Origin of the sequence: Streptomyces sp. NBC_01481 (assembly GCF_026339995.1) — a bacterium.
GTDB lineage: Bacteria > Actinomycetota > Actinomycetes > Streptomycetales > Streptomycetaceae > Streptomyces.
On record NZ_JAPEPT010000001.1, the window covers coordinates 438,070 to 455,361 of the forward strand.

At 68.8% G+C, this 17,292-nt stretch carries 19 protein-coding genes, 1 tRNA gene and 1 riboswitch; of the genes, 12 read left to right on the top strand and 8 right to left on the bottom strand.

Annotated elements, in window-relative coordinates:
• The first annotated feature begins 208 nt into the window (after positions 1 to 208).
• On the top strand, positions 209 to 958 hold the full coding sequence (locus OOK40_RS02035) for an MBL fold metallo-hydrolase (RefSeq protein WP_266476025.1): 750 nt from the start codon (positions 209 to 211) through the stop codon (positions 956 to 958).
• A 76-nt stretch (positions 959 to 1,034) separates the two neighbouring features.
• Here the strand turns inward: OOK40_RS02035 and OOK40_RS02040 are convergent, their stop codons facing one another.
• Positions 1,035 to 2,303 (bottom strand): PTS transporter subunit EIIC, encoded by a 1,269-nt coding sequence (locus OOK40_RS02040; RefSeq protein WP_266476026.1) that lies wholly within the window; start codon positions 2,301 to 2,303, stop codon positions 1,035 to 1,037.
• Positions 2,304 to 2,544: 241 nt separating this feature from the next.
• Entirely contained in the window at positions 2,545 to 3,840 is a 1,296-nt protein-coding gene (locus tag OOK40_RS02045; RefSeq protein WP_266476028.1) for a PTS transporter subunit EIIC, read from the bottom strand.
• Between the two features lie 243 nt (positions 3,841 to 4,083).
• Here OOK40_RS02045 and OOK40_RS02050 point away from each other — a divergent pair, with 243 nt between their 5' ends.
• From OOK40_RS02050 to rdgB, 4 genes are all read left to right on the top strand, one after another.
• Entirely contained in the window at positions 4,084 to 4,317 is a 234-nt protein-coding gene (locus OOK40_RS02050; RefSeq protein ID WP_142217368.1) for a glucose PTS transporter subunit EIIB, read from the top strand.
• Positions 4,318 to 4,407: 90 nt separating this feature from the next.
• Positions 4,408 to 5,145, top strand: a complete 738-nt coding sequence (rph, locus tag OOK40_RS02055) for a ribonuclease PH (protein WP_266476032.1) — start codon at positions 4,408 to 4,410, stop codon at positions 5,143 to 5,145.
• A gap of 92 nt (positions 5,146 to 5,237) precedes the next feature.
• Positions 5,238 to 5,621: a hypothetical protein gene (locus OOK40_RS02060; protein ID WP_266476034.1), complete on the top strand. Its 384-nt coding sequence runs from the start codon at positions 5,238 to 5,240 to the stop codon at positions 5,619 to 5,621.
• Between the two features lie 32 nt (positions 5,622 to 5,653).
• The gene (rdgB, locus tag OOK40_RS02065; protein ID WP_266476036.1) at positions 5,654 to 6,256 is read left to right on the top strand and encodes an RdgB/HAM1 family non-canonical purine NTP pyrophosphatase; all 603 of its coding nucleotides are present in this window, start codon (positions 5,654 to 5,656) and stop codon (positions 6,254 to 6,256) included.
• A gap of 51 nt (positions 6,257 to 6,307) precedes the next feature.
• On the opposite strand, the gene OOK40_RS02070 is transcribed toward rdgB, so the two are convergent.
• From OOK40_RS02070 to bcp, 4 genes are all read right to left on the bottom strand, one after another.
• A tRNA-Leu gene (locus tag OOK40_RS02070) sits at positions 6,308 to 6,391 on the bottom strand.
• A gap of 53 nt (positions 6,392 to 6,444) precedes the next feature.
• Positions 6,445 to 7,122: an HNH endonuclease signature motif containing protein gene (locus OOK40_RS02075; RefSeq protein WP_266476038.1), complete on the bottom strand. Its 678-nt coding sequence runs from the start codon at positions 7,120 to 7,122 to the stop codon at positions 6,445 to 6,447.
• Entirely contained in the window at positions 7,119 to 7,772 is a 654-nt protein-coding gene (locus tag OOK40_RS02080; RefSeq protein WP_266478755.1) for an HNH endonuclease signature motif containing protein, read from the bottom strand. Before OOK40_RS02080 ends, OOK40_RS02075 begins: the two co-directional genes overlap by 4 nt.
• Positions 7,773 to 7,904: 132 nt before the next feature.
• Complete coding sequence (gene bcp, locus OOK40_RS02085) at positions 7,905 to 8,372, bottom strand: thioredoxin-dependent thiol peroxidase (protein ID WP_266476040.1); 468 nt, start codon at positions 8,370 to 8,372, stop codon at positions 7,905 to 7,907.
• A 140-nt stretch (positions 8,373 to 8,512) separates the two neighbouring features.
• Here bcp and OOK40_RS02090 point away from each other — a divergent pair, with 140 nt between their 5' ends.
• The 3 genes from OOK40_RS02090 (at position 8,513) to OOK40_RS02100 (ending at position 9,709) form a co-directional block, all read left to right on the top strand.
• Complete coding sequence (locus tag OOK40_RS02090) at positions 8,513 to 8,833, top strand: DUF3618 domain-containing protein (RefSeq protein WP_266476042.1); 321 nt, start codon at positions 8,513 to 8,515, stop codon at positions 8,831 to 8,833.
• 43 nt (positions 8,834 to 8,876) lie between these two features.
• Positions 8,877 to 9,233: a co-chaperone GroES gene (locus tag OOK40_RS02095; protein WP_266476044.1), complete on the top strand. Its 357-nt coding sequence runs from the start codon at positions 8,877 to 8,879 to the stop codon at positions 9,231 to 9,233.
• A gap of 59 nt (positions 9,234 to 9,292) precedes the next feature.
• A riboswitch (guanidine-III (ykkC-III) riboswitch) is annotated at positions 9,293 to 9,357 on the top strand.
• A gap of 31 nt (positions 9,358 to 9,388) precedes the next feature.
• Positions 9,389 to 9,709: a multidrug efflux SMR transporter gene (locus OOK40_RS02100; protein WP_266476046.1), complete on the top strand. Its 321-nt coding sequence runs from the start codon at positions 9,389 to 9,391 to the stop codon at positions 9,707 to 9,709.
• Here the strand turns inward: OOK40_RS02100 and OOK40_RS02105 are convergent.
• A complete protein-coding gene (locus tag OOK40_RS02105) occupies positions 9,703 to 12,129 on the bottom strand; it encodes a transglycosylase domain-containing protein (protein ID WP_266476048.1) in 2,427 nt (808 codons plus the stop codon). The genes OOK40_RS02100 and OOK40_RS02105 overlap by 7 nt on opposite strands.
• A gap of 128 nt (positions 12,130 to 12,257) precedes the next feature.
• On the opposite strand from OOK40_RS02105, the gene OOK40_RS02110 reads away from it, so the two are divergent.
• The 4 genes from OOK40_RS02110 to OOK40_RS02125 all read left to right on the top strand — a co-directional run bounded on the left by OOK40_RS02110 (position 12,258) and on the right by OOK40_RS02125 (position 15,740).
• Positions 12,258 to 13,058, top strand: coding sequence for an ABC-2 family transporter protein (locus OOK40_RS02110; protein WP_266476049.1), 801 nt, complete (start codon positions 12,258 to 12,260; stop codon positions 13,056 to 13,058).
• Positions 13,059 to 13,077: 19 nt separating this feature from the next.
• Entirely contained in the window at positions 13,078 to 13,854 is a 777-nt protein-coding gene (locus OOK40_RS02115) for an ABC transporter permease (RefSeq protein ID WP_266478758.1), read from the top strand.
• A gap of 6 nt (positions 13,855 to 13,860) precedes the next feature.
• The gene (locus OOK40_RS02120; protein ID WP_266476051.1) at positions 13,861 to 14,820 is read left to right on the top strand and encodes an ATP-binding cassette domain-containing protein; all 960 of its coding nucleotides are present in this window, start codon (positions 13,861 to 13,863) and stop codon (positions 14,818 to 14,820) included.
• 251 nt (positions 14,821 to 15,071) lie between these two features.
• Positions 15,072 to 15,740, top strand: a complete 669-nt coding sequence (locus OOK40_RS02125; protein ID WP_266478761.1) for a DUF1707 domain-containing protein — start codon at positions 15,072 to 15,074, stop codon at positions 15,738 to 15,740.
• Positions 15,741 to 16,015: 275 nt separating this feature from the next.
• On the opposite strand, the gene OOK40_RS02130 is transcribed toward OOK40_RS02125, so the two are convergent.
• The gene (locus OOK40_RS02130) at positions 16,016 to 17,257 is read right to left on the bottom strand and encodes an SGNH/GDSL hydrolase family protein (protein WP_266476053.1); all 1,242 of its coding nucleotides are present in this window, start codon (positions 17,255 to 17,257) and stop codon (positions 16,016 to 16,018) included.
• Positions 17,258 to 17,292: the final 35 nt, after the last annotated feature.

The window sequence follows — 17,292 nt, forward strand, 5'->3', positions numbered from 1 at the left end:
GAACCGGTGACAGCGCAGGTGAGTTCCCCCACAACGGCCCGCCACCGAGGAGCGACCAGCCGTTTCGCGCCTTACGCTCGACAAACCGCACGACTTTCCCCAGCCGTTGCCGGACGCCACTGTTTTCCACCCACCGGCAGCAACCACATCGCCCCCGGCCCACCTTCAGCCCAAGAGCCCCGCACGAGTCAACGGAGGTTCAAGCTCCATGAAGCTCACCGTCGTCGGCTGCTCGGGGTCGTTCCCGTCCGCGGAATCGGCCTGTTCGAGCTACCTCGTAGAGGCCGACGGCTTCAGGCTGCTTCTCGACATGGGCAACGGTGCCCTCGGCGAGCTGCAGCGCCACATCGGTCTCTACGACCTCGATGCCGTTTTTCTCAGCCATCTCCATGCGGACCACTGCATCGACATGTGCGGATACTTCGTCGCCCGCTACTACCGCCAGGAGGGCCGCTGCGGTCCCTTGCCGGTCTACGGGCCGGAAGGCACCGAGCAGCGCCTGACCACCGCGTACGCGGACACCCCGTCGCCCACCTCCATGAGCGAGGTCTTCGACTTCCACACCCTCAAGTCCGGCAGCTTCGACATAGGCCCGTTCTCCATCCGTACGGAGCGGGTGGCCCATCCCGTCGAGGCGTACGCCATCCGCCTGGAGCACGCCGGCAAGACGCTGACGTACTCGGGCGACACCGGCGTCTGCGAGCCCCTGCACGAACTCGCCGTCGGTGCCGATCTGTTCCTGTGCGAGGCGTCCTTCACCTACGGCAAGGAGGACATCCCGGACCTCCACCTCAACGGGCGCGAGGCCGGTGCCCACGCCCGGCGCGCGAACGTCGGGCGGCTCGTGCTGACGCACGTCCCGCCGTGGACGGACGGCTCGCAGAACCTTGCCGACGCCCGCGCGGTCTACGACGGCCCCACCGAACTGGCCGCCCCCGGCGCGGTCTACCACGTCTGATCCCCACACAGCCGCAGCCCCTGCTTCCGCCGGGAAGCAGGGGCTGCGGTCCGCATGCCCTGGGAAAGCCTGAGGCCTACTTCGCCTCGGCCTTCTGCAGTTCCGCCAGCTCCTCGTCGGACTCGCGGCCCGGCGTCGGGAGGTTGAACCTGATGATCGCGAAGCGGAAGACCACGTAGTAGACGGCCGCGAAACAGAGGCCGACCAGCGCGAGCCCCCACGGGTTGGACGCGATGCCCAGGTTCAGGAAGAAGTCCACCGCGCCGGCCGAGAAGCCGAAGCCGTCCTTCATTCCGAGCGACCAGGTCAGCGCCATGGAGACACCGGTGAGCACCGCGTGGATCGCGTACAGCGCCGGAGCGATGAACATGAAGGTGAACTCGATCGGCTCGGTCACACCGGTGACGAAGGACGTCAGCGCGAGCGAGAACATCATGCCGCCGATGACCTTGCGGCGCTCCGGGCGGGCACAGTGGACGATCGCGAGACAGGCCGCCGGGAGGGCGAACATCATGATCGGGAAGAAGCCGGTCATGAACTGTCCGGCGGTCGGGTCACCGGCGAGGAAGCGGCCGATGTCGCCGCTCTTGCCCTCGTACGTACCGGCCTGGAACCACGGGAACGAGTTGAGCAGGTGGTGCATGCCGATCGGGATCAGCGCACGGTTGGCGACACCGAAGATGCCCGCGCCCGCGGCGCCGGAGCCCACCAGCCACTCACCGAAGTTGTGCAGACCGGTGCCGAGGACCGGCCAGATCAGGCCGAAGACGATGCCGATGACCAGGCCCGCGAAGGCGGAGAGGATCGGGACGAGACGGCGGCCGCCGAAGAAGCCCGCCCAGTCCGGGAGCTTGGTCCGGTAGAACTTCTGGTACAGCAGGGCGACGACGATGCCCATCACGACGCCGCCGAGGACCTTGGCGTCGACGGGTGCCTCGGTCATGACGATCTTGCCGTCGATGACCTTCGCGACCTTGTCCAGGTTCGGGTCGGTGAACGTGGCCAGCACGTTCTTGAAGACCAGGTAGCCGGCGACGGCCGCGAGCGCGGTCGAGCCGTCGGACTTCTTGGCGAAGCCGATCGCGATACCGACGGCGAACAGCAGCGCCATGTTGGCGAGGATCGCGTCGCCGCCGGCCGCCATGTAGCCGGCGAGCTTGGTGACGAAGCCCGGGTAGGACTCCTTGCCGAGCATGTCGGGCTGGCCGAAACGGACCAGGAGCGCGGCGGCGGGCAGCACCGCGACCGGCAGCATGAGGCTGCGGCCGATGCGCTGCATGACAGCCATCGCGCCTGCGCCCGTCTTCTTCTTGTCCGCCTCGGGGGCGGCGCTTGCCGTGGTCATCAACTTCCTCCAAGTGGGCAAGGCGCCGCCGGGGACAGAAAACGGGGGAGGGCGGCGTCTCATGGGGAACGCGGTCAGACCCGCGTGGTCTACACCACTCAGTGGTGTAGACCAGTTTTAGCATGTGAGTGGCGGATAAGGAACCTCCGATTTCTGTGGGCCGGGCCATAGCGCGAAATGCACGACATGAGGCCCTTGGACCGTGGTCCAAGGGCCTCATGGGGTGTTACGTGTGACGCCTCTACTTGATGTTCTCCCGCTCCAGCTCGTCCCCGATCTCGTCCGGCTCCCGCCCTGGTGTCTGGATATTGAACCTGGTGATCGCGAACCGGAAGATCGCGTAATACACCACCGCGAAGCAGAGCCCGATCGGAATGATCAGCCACGGTTTGGTCGCCAGGCCCCAGTTGATGACGTAGTCGATCAGGCCGGCCGAGAAGCTGAAGCCGTCATGGACGCCGAGTCCCCAGCTCACCGCCATCGAGACACCGGTCAGCAGCGCGTGGACCGCGTACAGCAGCGGGGCGACGAACAGGAACGAGTACTCGATCGGCTCGGTGATACCGGTGACGAACGACGTCAGGGCGACCGAGAGCATCAGGCCGCCGATCTCCTTGCGGCGGTGCGGCTTGGCGCAGTGGGTGATGGCCAGCGCGGCGGCGGGGAGCGCGAACATCATGATCGGGAAGAAGCCCGTGGTGAACTGGCCCGCGTTCGGGTCGCCCGCCAGGAACATGGTGATGTCGCCGTGCACGACCGTGCCGTCCGGCGTGGTGTAGCTGCCGAACTGGAAGAAGATCGGCACGTTCAGGAACTGGTGCAGGCCGATCACCAGCAGCGCCCGGTTCGTGAGGCCGAAGAGGCCCGAACCCCAGGCGCCCAGACCCACCAGCCAGTCGCTGAAATTCTCGAGAGCGTCGCCAAGGGGTGGCCAGGCCCACAGGGAGAGGGCCGCGACCCCGATCGCGACGAAGGACATGATGATCGGGACGAGCCGTCGGCCGTTGAAGAAGCCGAGCCAGTCCACGAGCTTGGTGCGGTGGTAGCGCTGCCAGAAGTAGGCGGTCAGCAGGCCGATGACGATGCCGCCGAAGACGCCCGGGTTCTGGTACGTGAATTCCGCGACCGATCCGTCGGGGGCCTGGCAGCCGGTGGCCGCCGCCTTGGCTCCCTCCACGCAGTCCTCGGGGAACTGGAGCAGGACGTTGTAGTAGACGAGGAAGCCGACCACGGCCGCGAGAGCGGTAGAGCCGTCGGACTTCTTGGCCATGCCGATCGCGACGCCGACGCAGAACAGCAGCGGCAGACCGAGGTCGCCGTCCAGCAGCGCGCCGCCCGCGCCCGCCATCACCTTGGCGACGTTGTCCCAGCCGAGTCCGTCCGCGCCGAACACATCGGGCTGGCCGAGGCGGTTGAGGATGCCGGCGGCGGGGAGGACGGCGATGGGCAGCTGGAGGCTGCGGCCCATCTTCTGCAGCCCTTGGAAGGCGCCGCTCCACCACTTCTTCTGCGGCGCGGCGACGCTGTCGGAGCTCATCGGCGTCCTCCCGGAACATGCCGTGGTTTGGCAGGTGTTGCAGACTGGTGTAGACCAGTCGCGGTACGGTCCCCGCGCCCGGTCGCGGGACAGACACCGGTGATCGTCATCATTCGGTACGAGGCGGTTACCCGCCCGCGAAGGTGGGCCAACCGTGCGTTACCGTGACGAAGCGGACCAACGGTGGGCCGAGGCAGCGCTGAGCGCCCCGTACGGGCGCTCTTGATACGCAGGGAGAAAGACATGGCCAGCAAGGCTGAGAAGATCGTCGCCGGGCTCGGCGGAATCGACAACATCGAGGAGATCGAGGGCTGCATCACCCGCCTCCGCACCGAAGTCGTCGACCCGAGCAAGGTCGACGAAGCCGCCCTGAAGGCCGCCGGCGCGCACGGTGTCGTGAAGATGGGCACCGCGATCCAGGTCGTCATCGGCACCGACGCCGACCCGATCGCCGCGGACATCGAAGACATGATGTAGCGCACTCCCACCCGGGACTCCGTCCCCGACCCCCGCCGGTCCCTGAGGGGCGGAGTCCCCACCCGAGTTCAGGCCGCTAGGCTCGACGCCATGTCTCGAATCGACGGCCGCACCCCCGAACAGCTCCGCCCGGTCACCATCGAACGCGGATGGAGCAAGCACGCCGAGGGCTCCGTCCTCATCGCCTTCGGCGACACCAAGGTCTTCTGCACCGCCTCGGTCACCGAAGGCGTCCCGCGCTGGCGCAAGGGCAGCGGCGAAGGCTGGGTCACCGCCGAGTACTCGATGCTGCCGCGCTCCACCAACACCCGCGGCGACCGCGAATCCGTACGCGGCAAGATCGGCGGACGTACGCACGAGATCTCCCGCCTCATCGGCCGCTCGCTGCGCGCGGTCATCGACTACAAGGCCCTCGGCGAGAACACCATCGTCCTGGACTGCGACGTCCTGCAGGCCGACGGCGGCACCCGCACCGCCGCCATCACCGGCGCCTATGTCGCGCTGGCCGACGCCGTCGCCTGGGCCCAGCGCAAGAAGCTCGTCAAGGCCGGCCGCCGACCGCTCACCGGGACCGTCGCCGCCGTCAGCGTCGGCATCGTCGACGGCACCCCGCTCCTCGACCTCTGCTACGAGGAAGACGTACGCGCCGAGACCGACATGAACGTCGTCTGCACCGGCGACGGCCGCTTCGTCGAGGTGCAGGGCACCGCCGAGGCCGAACCCTTCGACCGCAAGGAGCTCAACGCACTCCTGGACCTGGCGACCGGCGGCTGTGCCGACCTCGCCGCGCTCCAGCGCGACGCCCTCGATCGGGCACTCGAAGGGTAAAGAAGCAACCAAGTACGCCCCACCGGGCGTCATCAGAACTACGGGCGCACGGGCCGAACCGTGCGCCCGTCCGTATCCGGGAGGACCGTTCCATGCCTGCGCGCCGCCGTATAGCAATCACGCTCGCCACAGCCGCACTGCTCGTACCGATCACGGTCGGCTGCAGCGCCATCGACAAGGCACTCGACTGCGTCGAGACCGCCGACGCCATCGCCACCAGCGTCGACAAGCTCCAGCAGGCGGTCTCGACCGCAGCCGACGACCCGACGCAGGCCAAGGAAGCGCTCGACGACATCGACCGGGAACTGAAGAACCTCAGCGACAAGACCGACAACGCCGACCTGAGCAAGGCCGTCGACAATCTCAACGCAGGCGTCGACAACGTCCGCAAGTCGATCGAGAACGGCGACAGCACCCCCGACATCAAGCCCATCACCGACGCGGCGGGCGAGATCGGCAAGGTCTGCACATCCTGATAAAGGGTCCCCGAGCCCGGATAATCAGGAGCATGACCCGACTGATCCTCGCCACTCGCAACACCGGGAAAATCACCGAACTGAAGGCCGTCCTCGCCGACGCGGGCCTCACCCACGAACTCGTCGGCGCGGATGCCTATCCCGACATTCCCGACGTCAAGGAAACCGGCGTCACCTTCGTCGAGAACGCGCTGCTCAAGGCGCACACCCTCGCCCAGGCCACCGGCTTTGCGGCCGTCGCCGACGACTCCGGCCTCTGCGTCGACGTCCTCGGCGGCGCGCCCGGCATCTTCTCCGCCCGCTGGGCCGGCCGCCACGGCGACGACCGGGCAAATCTCACCCTGCTCCTGGACCAGCTCTCCGACATCGACGAACTCCACCGCGGCGCCCACTTCGCCTGCGCGGCGGCGCTCGCCCTGCCCGACGGTACGGAACGCGTCGTCGAGGGCCGCCTGCGCGGCACCCTGCGCTACGCCCCCGAGGGCTCGGGCGGCTTCGGCTACGACCCGATCCTGCAGCCGGAGGGCGACACGCGCACCTGCGCCGAACTGACCCCTGAGGAGAAGAACGCGATCAGCCACAGGGGACAGGCGTTTCGGGCGCTGGTGCCGGTGGTGCGTGAACTCCTGGGCTGACCCATGAAGAAGGGCCGTTCCGCATGCTGCGGAACGGCCCCTCTGTTCATGTGCGGCCGGTGGGACTCGAACCCACATGGGATTTCTCCCACGACATCCTAAGTGTCGCGCTTATACCAATTCAGCAACGGCCGCCAGCCGCCAGTCATGGTACCGGTTCGGCGGCTCGGACGGCGTCTGGGTTTCCGCTACGCAGCTGGCCGGCTTGCCTTTCGACGCCTGCCGCCGCGACACCAGGTGCTGGTGATGGCGTGGCAGTTGGGGCAGAGGAGCCGAAGGTTCTCGGCCCGGTCGTCGCTCCAGTCGCCGTTTATGTGGTCGACTTCCAGGGTCATGGGCCTCCCGTTCCATTCGGGGCCGGTCCCGCACTCCGCGCATTCCTCGGCGACGCCGATCTCTCGCAGAGCTCGGCGAAGCGTCACCGTTCGCGTCCGGTGCCTGCCGCTGCGCTTCACCAGGACATCTTCGGCTCGCTTCGTGGGCGCCGAGCCTGGCTTCCCACGCCGATGCGCCTGCCCGAGGAAGTGCGCAGTCGTGAGTCCTTCCTCGGTGACCCACTGGCGCAACATCTGGCGCTGGCGCCCGTTGTCGGGTCGGCCGAGGTGGCGAAGGGTATCGGCAATGGACCGGGATTCCGCCACCGCTGTGCACAGCTCGTCCCGTTCGGGTCGCGTCCGAGTGGTGCCGTTGCCGCAGTGGCGGAAATGCGAGATGTCAATGCCGAATTGAGCGAAGCGCCGCTTCAGGTATCGGTGCAGGTGGCCGTAAGGGCGGGTGCCGAAGAAGGTAATGACCTCGTCGATCGTCGAGCAGTGCTCGGCGGCTTGGGTCAGCCGCTCGCGGGTGTAACGGATGTCACTGCTCACGACGCTGCCACATCGATTCGCCCTTTGCCGCGACCGCGGTAAGTGTCCGTTGTGGAGTGGCAGTTCGGACAGAGCAGGCGCAGGTTCTCGATTCGGTTGTTGCGCCAATTCCCATCGATGTGGTCGACCTCGAGCGGAAGTGGATTGCCACGCCACACAGGTTCGGTGCCGCATAAGTCGCAGCACTCGCTGACACCCAGTGCGGTCATGGCGCGCTTGAGGCGCTCACTCGGGATGCGTCGGGCTTCCTGAGAGGTCTGCTCGACGAGCAGCGCCCTTGGTGTCCGTCGGCTTCTGGTCTCCCCGCGTCTGGACGGTGCCCTGAAGTGCGAGGTGTCGATGCCGTACGTCTTGATCCGCCGACTGATGTTGGTGTGGTGGCCGCCCACCACGTCGAGTCCGAGGCGGCGGAGCACCTCACACACGCTTGCCGATGCGGCAACTACGGGCTCAAGGACTTCCTTGGTCCAGCGGGCGCCCTCGCGCTCGAAGTGCGAGGTCGCTATGCCCATCCGCTTCATGCGCTCGAGGATGTATCGCCGTGTGGAACTCTTCGGGTCTACGCCGAGCTTTCTCAGCGCCTCGGACAGTGTCCGCGACGATTCCGCCGCCGCAGCGAGCCGTTCCCTGGTGTACGGGCTTACCGGCATCATTGCCTCCGTATCCGGCCGCGTGTTCACGGCCTCGCACTGAGTAACGAACCGTTTATCGGATGGTCACGTCCGAAATGCGGAACGGCTCGCACCGCCAATCGATGCGAGCCGTTCCAGGAAGCGGGAGGCCTAGATCCCCAGGTCCTTGATGATCTTGGCGACATGGCCGGTCGCCTTGACGTTGTACAGGGCGCGCTCGACCTTGCCCTCCTCGTCGACGATCACCGTCGATCGGATGACACCGGTCACCGTCTTGCCGTACAGCTTCTTCTCGCCGAAGGCGCCGTACGCCTTCAGCGTCTCCTTGGAGGGGTCGCCGACCAGCGTGACCTTCAGGGACTCCTTCTCACGGAACTTCGCCAGCTTCTCCGGCTTGTCCGGGGACACACCGATCACGTCGTAGCCCGCGCCCGCCAGCAGCTCCAGGTTGTCCGTGAAATCGCAGGCCTGCTTGGTGCAGCCGGGGGTCAGGGCGGCCGGGTAGAAGTAGACGATGACCTTGCGGCCCTTGTGGTCCGCGAGCGAGACCTCGTTGCCGTCCGCGTCGGGCAGCGTGAAGTCGGGGGCGGTGTCGCCGGGCTGGAGTCGCTCGCTCATGGTTCTCCTCGAAAGACGTGCTGGGGGTGAGGTGAGGGTGTACGCCGTCGAGCGTAATAGGGGTGCCGTGGGGTGCGGGAGCGGCCGAGCTGACAGACTGTCGATGACGGACCAACGGAAACGACGACGGAGGCAGCGCGGTGTCGGATGCCAGGACCCCTGCGCAGATCGAGACGGACATCGTCCGCAGGCGCGAGCAGCTCGCGGAGATGCTCGACGAGATCGGCGTGCGGGTGCACCCGAAGACGGTCATCGGCGATGCCAGGGCCAGGGTTGCATCGACCGTGGACCAGACGGCGGGCCGCGCCGTCGTCGCGGTGAACCGTACGGTGTCCGACATCAAGGCGCAGTTCGTCAACGAGGATGGGGCCCCGCGGCTGGAGCGCCTGGTGCCGGTGGCACTGGTGGCTGTGGGAATCGTGGGGCTGCTCGCGGTGTCGGCGAGAAGGCGGCGGCGGTGACCCTCGGGCGTACGGAACGCTCGCGGGCAGGTAGGTTCGACTCGTGAGCGCCAACAGCCATGACCCCAGCACCACCCATGACAAGCTGCCGATCCGGATGCTGCACGATCGCGTGCTGGTCAGGACCGACATTCCGGAGGGGGAGCGGCGTTCGAGCGGCGGCATCGTCATTCCGGCGACCGCGGCGGTCGGGCGGCGCCTGGCCTGGGCCGGGGTGGTCGCCGTCGGGCAGAACGTCCGCACCGTGGAGCCGGGCGACCGGGTGCTGTACGACCCCGAGGACCGCGCCGAGGTCGAGGTGCGGGGCGTCGCGTACGTGCTGATGCGCGAGCGCGATCTGCACGCCGTCGCCGCGGACCGTTTCCAGGGCTCCGAGGACTCCACCGGGCTGTATCTCTAAGCGGCGTCTGTACCTGCAGCGACGGGCTGGTGGCACAGGTCACCAGCCCTTCTGTCTGCCCTTTGCTACCGTGGAAGCACCCGACGAGACGCGCCGTACCGGGTTGCCGCAAAGACGACGCACCGCCCGAAGTTCCGCGTCTCGGAGGTGCCGTCATGGCCTGGGTTCTGCTTGTTGTCGCCGGTCTGCTCGAGGTCGGCTGGTCGATCGGAATGAAGTTCACCGAGGGGTTCACCCGGCTGTGGCCGAGCGTGTTCACCGGTCTCGGGATCGTCGTCAGCATGATGCTGCTGTCGCACGCCGCCAGGAGCCTGCCGATCGGCACGGCGTACGGCGTCTGGGTCGGCATCGGTGCGGCCGGTGCCGCCGTGGTCGGCATGGTCGCGCTGAACGAGCCCGCGACCGCGGCCCGGATCTTCTTCGTCTGTCTGCTGCTGGTCGCGGTGGTCGGCCTCAAGGCGACCTCGGGTCACTGACGGCCGGTCGAGGGTTTGCTGCCCCCGCGCCCGCCACCCCCTCCGCCCTCGTCCGCCGTCCCGCGGCCCGTGTCGGTCCCGCCGATGATTCCGCCGGTCGTCGTGCCCCCTTCCGTCGTCCCTCCGGTGCCCGTGCCCCCGTCGGTGGTTCCTCCGTCCTCCGTCCCGCCGTCCGTCTGCCCGCCGGTCGTGGTGCCGCCGTCGTCCGTGCCGCCGTCGTCGGTGCCGCCGTCCGTCTGGCCGCCGTCGGTCTGCCCCTGGTCCTGCCCCTGCGTCTGGCCCTGGTCCTGGCCCTGCGTGTCGTCGGGGGGCAGGCTCGGCCAGCTGGACCCCGGCGCCTGAGAGGGCTCGGCCGGGGGCTCCTCCTCCACCGGGGGCTCGACCTCGTCCGCGCCTACCTGCAGGTCCAGGTCGAACTCCTCGACGTCGGAGTCCTCCAGCGCGAGCCCGGTGAACTGGCCCCAGATCTTCGCCGGTGCCCCGCCGCCGTTGATCCGCGGCAGACCCAGCGCCCCGTACAGCGGCTTGTGCGCGCCGGTGGCCGGGTCCTGGCCCATCACCGCGACCACCGTCGCCAGGTCCGGGGTGTAGCCGGCGAACCAGGCCGCCTGGTCCTCCTCCGCCGTGCCGGTCTTGCCTGCGGCCGGGCGGCCGGCGGACTGGGCCTCGGTGCCCGTGCCGCCGTCGACCACGCTCTGCAGGATCGAGGTCGTCGTGTCGGCGGCCTCCCGGCTGACGGCCTGTTCGGGTTCCTCCTTGGGCAGCTGGACGTCGACGCCGTCCTTGGAGACCTTCTCGACCAGGGTGTACGTGCCATGCCTGCCGTGGTTGGCGAGCGTCGCGTACGCCTCGGTCATGTCGAGGACGCTCGCGGTCGCGGGACCGAGCGCGATGGAGGGCGAGGCGGTCAGGTCCGGGGTGCTCGCGGGGATCCCCAGGGCGATCGCCGTCTTCCTGACCCTGGCGGGCCCGACGTCCATGGCCATCTGCGCGTACACCGCGTTGACGGACCTGTCGGTGGCGGTGCGGACGGTGATGGGGCCGTACGAGACGTCGTCCTCGTTGGCGGGGGCGTACGGCTTCCCGCTCCATCCCTGGACGGGGCGCCTGTTGGTGCCGTCGTAGACCGTGTTGGGGGTGATGCGCCCGCCGTCCTGGGCCTCGGAGTCGTGCGCGACGGCGGAGGTGAAGACGAACGGCTTGAAGGTGGAGCCGACTTGGTAGTCGCGGCGGGTCGCGTTGTTGACGTACTGCTTGGTGTAGTCGACGCCGCCGTACATGGCGAGGACCTTGCCGGTGGCCGGGTCGATGGAGGCGCCGCCGACCCGGACATTGCGGTCGGCCTTGCGGTCCGGGTCGAGTTTGGACATCACCTGGTCGTCGACCGCCTCCTTGAAGGCGTTCTGCTTGTCGCGCTCCAGCGTAGTGGTGATCCGGTAGCCGCCGGTGGCCAGGGTGTTCTCGTCGATGATCTTGTTGTTGGTGAGGTAGTCCTCGACGGCCTGGACGATATAGCCGCGCTGGCCCGAAAGCCCGGTCGCGGGCTTTGCCGTCTGCGGCACCGGGAACGTCATGGCCGCGCGCTCGGCGGGGCTGAGCCACTTCTTCTTGACCATGCCGTCGAGGGTGTAGTTCCAGCGGGCGAGCGCGGCGGCCCGGTTCTCCGGATGCGTGGCGACGTCGTACACGCTCGGGGCGTTGAGCAGAGAGGCGAGATAGGCGCCCTCCGCCGTGTCGATGTCCGCGATGTCCTTGCCGTAGTACGCCTGGGCTGCGGCCTGGATGCCGTACGCGTTGCGCCCGAAGTAACTGGTGTTGAGATAGCCCCCGAGGATGTCGCCCTTGCTCTCCTCGCGCCCCAGCTTGATCGCGATGAAGAACTCCTTCCACTTCCGCGAGATCGTCTGCTCCTGGCCCAGGTAGTAGTTCTTGACATACTGCTGGGTGATGGTGGAGCCGGACTGCCTGCCCTTGCCGGTCAGGGTGTTCCAGGCGGCGCGGACCATCGCCTTGGGGTCGACGGCGCGCTCGGAGTAGAAGTCCCGGTCCTCGGCGGCCAGTACGGCCCGCTGCGCGGTCAGCGGGACCTGCGCGAGGCTCACGTTCTCGCGGTTGACCTCGCCGTCGCGGACGATCTGCGTGCCGTCCTTGTAGAGATACACATTGGACTGGGCGGTGGCCGTGGCATTGGCGGGCGGGATGTCGACGAGCATGTAGCCGGCCAGGAAGCCGCCGATCAGCAGCAGGGCGACGAGCAGGACCGTGCCGAGCACCATCCGCCAGGTGGGGATGACGCGGCGCCAGCCGGTGCGCCCGGGACGGGTCTTGGGGCCCTTCTTCTCCGGCGCGGGCCCGGGACCCGGTCCGGCGACGGTCGCGTCCCGGGGTGTCCAGCCCTGCTGCTGTGGCTCGTCACTCATAGGCCCATACTGCCCTTTTGGGTGGGTTATCCATCGCAGCCAGGACCTCCGGCGTAAAAGCCGTCGCGGCGGCCACGGCGCTGGGCTAGGGTCGTGCGCTTTGGTGCCTTCACGCGGAGGGAGTCCAGGTGCGGCTGTACGCGGCCGTTGCGGCGGGCGGCTTCCGGCGCCATGCGACGTACCGGATGGCCACGGCGGCGGGGGTGTTCACGAACACAGTCTTCGGCTTCATCCTGGCCTACACCTATCAGGCCCTCTGGGACGAGCGGCCCCACCTGGGTGGTTACGACATGCCCGAGGCGCTCACCTATGTGTGGATCGGCCAGGCGCTGCTGGCCACCGCCGGGCTGATGGGCGGCGGCTTCGAGGACGAGCTGATCGAGCGGATCAAGACGGGCGACATCGCCATCGACCTCTACCGGCCGGTCGACCTCCAACTGTGGTGGTTCTCGGCCAACTTGGGGCGCGCCGCCTTCCATCTGCTCGGGCGCGGCGCGGTGCCGATGATCGTCGGCGCGCTCGCCTTCGACCTCGCGCTGCCGTCCAGTCCGCTCACCTGGCCGGCCTTTCTCCTGTCGGTGGCGCTGGGTGTGACCGTCAGCTTCGCGGTCTGGTACCTGGTGGCGCTGAGCGCGTTCTGGATGATGGACGGTGCCGGTACGGCCCATATCGCCTGGCTCGCGGGCATGTTCTTCTCCGGGATGCTGCTGCCGCTGACCGTCTTCCCCGGCGCGCTGGGCGAGGTCGCGCGGGCGCTGCCCTGGGCGTCGATGCTCCAGGTCCCGGCGGATGTCTTCCTGGAGAAGCGCACGGGGTGGGGGCTGGTGCAGGCATACGCGTTCCAGCTCGGCTGGGCCGTCGTCCTGCTGGCTGCGGGGCGCCTCGTGCAGTCCGCGGCCACCCGGAGGGTGGTGGTTCAGGGTGGGTGAGTCCTGGCGTACGTACCGGATGATCGCGGCGATGTGGATGCGCTCCACGATGACGTACCGCTTCTCCTTCGCGATGTCCCTCTTCTCCAACTTCACCGCGACGATCTTCGACTTTGTGGTCATCGTGCTGATGTTCAGCCAGGTGGACGGCCTGGGAGGCTTCTCCTTCGCCGAGGTGGCCTTCCTGTACGGCACCACCGGCACGGCTTTCGGGCTCGCGGACCTGGCGATGGGGCAGGTCAACAGGCTGGGTAGGCGGGTGCGGGACGGGACGCTCGACACCCTCCTCGTACGGCCGGTGCCGGTACTGGCACAGGTGGCGGCGGACCGGTTCGCACTGCGCCGCCTCGGAAGGATCAGTCAGGGTCTCCTGGTGCTGATCTGGTCGCTGGTCATCGTCGACGTGGAGTGGACGGCCGTGAAGGTGGCGATGCTGCCGCTGATGGTGGTCTGCGGCTCGCTGATCTTCTCGGCGGTGATGGTGGCGGGTGCGTCCTTCCAGTTCTGGGCGCAGGACGCGTCGGAGGTCACCAACTCCTTTACGTACGGCGGCAATACGCTGCTGCAGTACCCGCCGACGATATTCGCGCAGGACCTGGTGCGCGGGGTCGTCTACGTCGTACCGCTGGCCTTCGTCAACTGGCTGCCCGCGCTGTACGTCCTGGGGCGCGACGCTCCGGCCGGTGTGCCGGGCTGGACGGCCTTCCTGTCACCGTTCGTCGCCGCGGCCTGCTGTCTGCTCGCCGCACTGGCATGGCGGACGGCCCTTCGTTCTTACCGCAGCACGGGGAGCTGAGAGCGCATGGACTTCATCGAGCTGGACGGCGTCGAGAAGGTCTTCGACGTACGCCGCAAGGCGGGCAGGCTGCGGCGCGAGAAGCACCAGGTGCGCGCGGTCGACGGGATCAGCTTCCGGGTGCCGCGCGGCGAGATGGTCGGCTACATCGGCCCCAACGGCGCCGGAAAGTCCACCATGATCAAGATGCTGACGGGCATCCTGACCCCCAGCGGCGGGCGGCTGCGGGTCGCGGGCATCGACCCGTCCCGCGAGCGCACACGCCTCGCGCAGCGCATCGGTGTCGTCTTCGGGCAGCGCACGACCCTGTGGTGGGACCTGCCGCTGAAGGACTCGTACCGCCTGGTGCACCGGATGTACCGGATCCCCGACAAGCGCTTCCGCGAGAACCTCGACCGGTGTGTCGAACTCCTCGACCTGGGCGAGCTGTTGGACGTGCCCGTACGGCAGCTCTCGCTCGGCCAGCGGATGCGCGGCGACATCGCGGCGGCGCTGCTGCACGACCCCGAAGTGCTGTATTTGGACGAGCCGACCATCGGGCTCGACGTGATCTCCAAGGCGAAGGTCCGGGACTTCCTGCGCGACCTCAACACCGAGCGGGAGACGACGGTGCTGCTCACGACGCACGACCTCACCGACATCGAGCAGCTGTGCAAGCGCGTGATGGTCATCGACCACGGGCGGCTGATGTATGACGGGGCGCTCGCCGGTCTCCACGAGGTGGGGGAGAGCGAGCGCACGCTGGTGGTGGACCTCGAACGCGAACTGCCGCCGATCGTCATGGACTTGGCCCGTACGGTGAAGATCGAGGGCCCGCGGCAGTGGCTCGCGTTCCCCGCGTCCCAGTCCGCGGCCCCGCTGGTGGCCGCGCTCGCCGACAAGTATCCGCTGGTGGATCTGTCGGTACGGGAGCCGGACATCGAGGCCGTGATCGCCAAGATGTACGCGGAGCGCTCAGGGCTCTAGGGGGTGTCTTTCGGATCTTGCCGGGCTCGCGTGCCCTGGTACGCACGCTCGCTGCGTTGTCGTCAGTCGCCGACGCTCCGCGTCGGCTCTCCCCCTGCCTTCGGCGGGGGGACCCCCATCCTCCGGCCTGCGATCGCACGCACCAGACCCCGCTCACTGATCCGGCCTGATCCAAAAGACACCCCCTGGCCCCTGCGCTGCGACCGGGGCCCGGTGCTGGATATTCTTCCCGCATGAGCGAACTCCCGGAGATGCGCGCCTCCGACGCCGAGCGTGAGCGGATTGCCGAGCGGCTGCGAGAGGCGGTGGCGGAGGGCAGGCTCGACATGGAGGAGTTCGGGCAGCGCCTGGACGCGGCATACAGGGCACGTACGCACGGCGAGCTGGAGCCTCTGGTCAGCGACCTCCCGCTGACGGGCACGACCCCGGCCGCACCGATGGCGGCCACCGGCTCGGGCAACTGGGCCCAGCGCGTGGGCGGCCCGCCGACCTCGAAGGGTGCGTTCGCCTTCTGGGGCGGCTTCGGGCGCAAGGGCACCTGGACGGTGGCCCGGAAGTTCACCGGCTTCGCGATGATGGGCGGCGGCGAACTCGACCTGCGCGAGGCCCGCTTCGAGGACCGGGTAACCGTGATCCGCTGCTTCGCGATCATGGGCGGGGTCAGCATCGTCGTACCCCCCGACCTGAACGTCGAGGTCAACGGCATCGGCTTCATGGGCGGCTTCGCCGAACAGGGCGAGGGCAACCCGGACCCGTCGGCGCCCCGCGTGGTCATCTCGGGCTTCGCGCTGATGGGCGGCGTGGGTGTCGAGCGCAAGCGCACGAAGGCGGAGAAGCAGCGCCTCAAGGCGGAACGGGAAGAGGAAAAGCGGGCGCGCCTGGAGAAGGACGAGAAGGACGACCGCAAGGAACTCGGCTGATCGCGGTCCGGGTCAGCCCCCTGCGGTTCGCCCGCGACCACCCACCGGCATCAGCCACCAACGCCCCCCGGCCCACGCTCACCACGAACCCGGTGACTTGCCCCGTCGGCGATTGAGGAGCGGGGGTCCGGGGGCGGAGCCCCCGAAAACCAGCCCCCGCGGGGTCTGGGGCGGAGCCCCAGTTACGGGAAGGGGCGGGGTGGGGGAGAAACCCCCGGTGCACGGGACCGCCCGAGCCAGAGCTGCACCCCGACCAGACGCACCGCGAGGCCCCCTCACAGCCCCGCCACCCCCACCGCCCCACCCATCCGCGCATACCCCGCATCGCTTGGATGCACATGATCCCCGCTGTCATACACAGGCCTCAGCCGCCCCCGCGCATACGGATCCCGCAGCACCCGGTCGAAGTCCACGACCCCGTCGAAGATCCCACCCGCACGCACGACCGCGTTGACTTCCTCCCGTACGGCCTGGACCGAGCGCGTACACCCCCGGTACCCACCGCACGGCAGCAGCGTCGCCCCGACGACCCTCAGCCCCCGCGCGTGCGCCCGGCGCGTGAGTTCGGCGAGCCCCGCCGTGATCCGGTCGGCCTTCGCCGTGCGCGGCGCGCGCAGCAGGTCGTTGATGCCGATCGCGACGATCACCGTCTTCACCCCCGGCCGCGCGAGCACATCGCGGTCGAAGCGGGCGAGCGCACTGGGACCGCGGCCCGCTTGGAGAAGGCGGTTGCCGCTGATACCGGCGTTGATCACGCCGTAGCGGGGCGCGCCCCGCCGGCCCAACCGGTCGGCGAGGACGTCGGGCCAGCGCCGGTTCGCGTCAACCGTCGCCGTGGTCCCGTCGGTGATCGAGTCGCCGATCGCGACGACCGCGCCGGCCGCCTCCCGGGTCAGGACGTCGACCGCGGTGACGTGCTGCCAGGCGTGGATCCGCGAGGTGTACGCCTCCCCGCCGACGTCCGCCGTACGGTCGCCGTCCGCGACGTACGACGTCTGCCGCGCCCGCGGATGGACGGTGACGGGCCCGCCGGGCGTGGCGACGCTGACGAGGAGGTCCCCGTCGTACGGGATCTTCAGCACGACGGGATCGCTGACGGACTGCCCGCCGGGCGCGATGGTGACCCCGCGCAGGCCGTGGAAGGTCACGTGCCGCAGGCTGCCGGGCACGGCGTCCGCGCCCCTGCCCGCGCGCAGGGCGAGCGAGACCTGCGCGACGGTGAGCGGGCGGCGCCCCAGGAGGTTGGAGAGGGTGAGCCGGGCGGCGGTCCCGCCGATGCTGGTGTGCACCACATTGCGTACGGAGCGAGCCCCGTGCTCCCCCTGGGCGGCGCCCGCCGCAGCCTCGACGGGCGGCGCCGACCATGTCCCGACCCAGACCGCGGCCCGGGCGGCGGTGGGCGTACGGGCGGCGGCGCGGCCCTGCAGGGCTCCGACGCCGACGTATATCGCGCCGCTGATCAGGAGGACCACGGCGGTGAGGGCTGCGAGGCTCGCATACCCGCGTCGCTTGTGCATGAGCACATCATGGGACATGTCGCGGGAACTCGAAG